Source organism: Microbacterium umsixpiens (genome assembly GCF_053543675.1).
In genome coordinates this window covers 3,613-5,574 of record NZ_JBLVOH010000173.1, presented here as the reverse complement: position 1 = coordinate 5,574, position 1,962 = coordinate 3,613, and the positions used below count along the sequence as shown (strand labels likewise).

The window sequence follows — 1,962 nt, the reverse complement described above, 5'->3', positions numbered from 1 at the left end:
CGCGGCCGATCCATCGGGTCGTCTTCGACATGGACTTCGACGGCGTGCTCGAGCGGATCGGCGAGGTGCTGCGGCGCCCGCTTCCGTGGCGCTGAGGCGCGCGGCGATTCAGTCGTAGGAGCGCGCGCGCACCCACGGCATCGGCAGCAGATCGGCGGCGGTCACCCACACCGGGTGGCCGCCGTCGTCGGCGAGTGTGCGGATGCCCGGGGCGATGGCGGGCACGAGCTCACGGCACACGCCGCAGGGGTTGAGGATGACCGTGGTTCCGTCTTCCCGCAGCCCCACCGCGACCATGGCCTCGATGTCCTGCTCGCCGCCGATCCTGGCGTTCGCGAGGGCCGTGCTCTCGGCGCAGACGCTCACTCGCGGGGAGCGCAGGCTGAGGCCGAGATAGATCTGTCCGGACGCTCCGCGGGCGGCAGCCGCGACGCGGTGCAGGTCGGCGTCGTGGGTACGGACGAGGAGTTCGGAGGCGGCGTCGACGAGGCGGCGGTCGGTGTCGTTCAGCGGTGAAGTCACGATGCACTCTTTCTGTCGCGAAGGGCGATCCTGCTATACTATAGTCGTCAACGGGTCGATCACCTCCCCCTCGAGGGCAGAGCAAAGGAGCTCCATGAGCACTGAAGAAGTAGTGGCAGCCACGGCGCCGCAGCAGCTGACGAGCAAAGCCAGCAAGACAGAGCGCCGCAACCTCCGGGCGCTGAGCTGGGGCCACGCGCTCGAGTGGTACGACTGGGCGATCTTCGGGCTCCTGTCGGTCTACCTCGGTGCGGCGTTCTTCCCCTCCGACAGCCCGCTCGCCTCGACCCTGAACGCGCTCGCGGTCTTCGCGGTCGGCTTCGTCGCACGCCCCCTCGGCGGTGTCGTCTTCGGCTTCGTCGCCGATCGGTACGGGCGCCGGAAGATCATGATCTTCGCCGTCGGAGCCGTCGCCCTGGGCAGCTTCATCATCGGCATCCTCCCCGACTTCCAGACCATCGGCGTTCTCGCGCCGATCATCGTCGTCGCCGCACGCCTCCTCCAGGGCCTCTCCGCCGGTGTCGAGGCGCCGCTCGGAACGGCATACGCGCTCGAGCTGGTGCCCAATCGTCCCGGTTACGTCGCCGGGTTCTTTGCCTTCTTCAACAACCTGGGCAACCTGCTCGCACCGCTGTCGATCTTCTTCATCAGCCTGCTGCTGGGACCGGAAGCCCTGGCGGCCTACGGCTGGCGCATCCCGTTCCTCGTGGGCGGAGCGTTCGGTCTCATCGTCCTGTGGCTGCGCCGCACGCTGCCGGAGACGCTCGACACCGCGGCCATCCGCACGGTCGGCGCGATCCCCACGAAGAACAACTCCGTGTGGCGCGATGTGCGCAAGTACTGGCTGAGCGTGCTTGCCACGGTGTTCATCGTGGGCGCCATCCAGGCGTACAACTACACCTGGATCGCCGGTCTGCCGAACCTCGCGAACGGCACGTTCGGAGAGGACCCCACCGCGGTGTTCGCCATCACGACCGGCATGGGCATCTTCCTGACGCTCGGCGCCTACGGCCTGAGCCGCATCCTCGACCGGTTCCCGATGTCCCGGTGGTTCGTCGTCGCCCGTCTGCTGGCGATCCCGACCATCTTCCTGGCGCTGCTGTACTCGCAGCCCGGGGTCGGAACGCTCGCCGGAGTGATGTTCGGTGGCGCCATCGTGCTGCTGCTCAACATGACCATCTTCGTCGTCGTGTCCAACTCGCTCCTGCCGCAGCACATCCGCGGCACCGGTCTCGGACTCGGGTACGGTCTCGGCGTGGCCATCTTCGGCGGCACGGCCTCGTACCTGCTGCTGTGGCTGCAGAGCCAGGGGATGATGTGGGTCTTCCCGATCTACATCGCCACTCTGTGTGCGATCAGCGTCGTGCTCTACGTCCTCGCCAAGAACCGCAACGGCCTCTTCGTGGGCAAGTGACCGCCTGATGGATACCTGGCGTGGGG

General features: G+C 67.6%; 2 protein-coding genes. One reads left to right on the top strand and one right to left on the bottom strand.

Annotation, left to right across the window (positions count from 1 at the left end; all coding sequences use genetic code 11):
* Positions 1-108: 108 nt before the first annotated feature.
* The gene (locus ACNPM4_RS16670) at positions 109-522 is read right to left on the bottom strand and encodes a cytidine/deoxycytidylate deaminase family protein (protein WP_167632875.1); all 414 of its coding nucleotides are present in this window, start codon (positions 520-522) and stop codon (positions 109-111) included.
* Positions 523-616: 94 nt separating this feature from the next.
* Between ACNPM4_RS16670 and ACNPM4_RS16665 the strand changes: the two genes are divergently transcribed.
* A complete protein-coding gene (locus ACNPM4_RS16665; protein ID WP_029263701.1) occupies positions 617-1,936 on the top strand; it encodes an MFS transporter in 1,320 nt (439 codons plus the stop codon).
* Positions 1,937-1,962 lie beyond the last annotated feature (26 nt).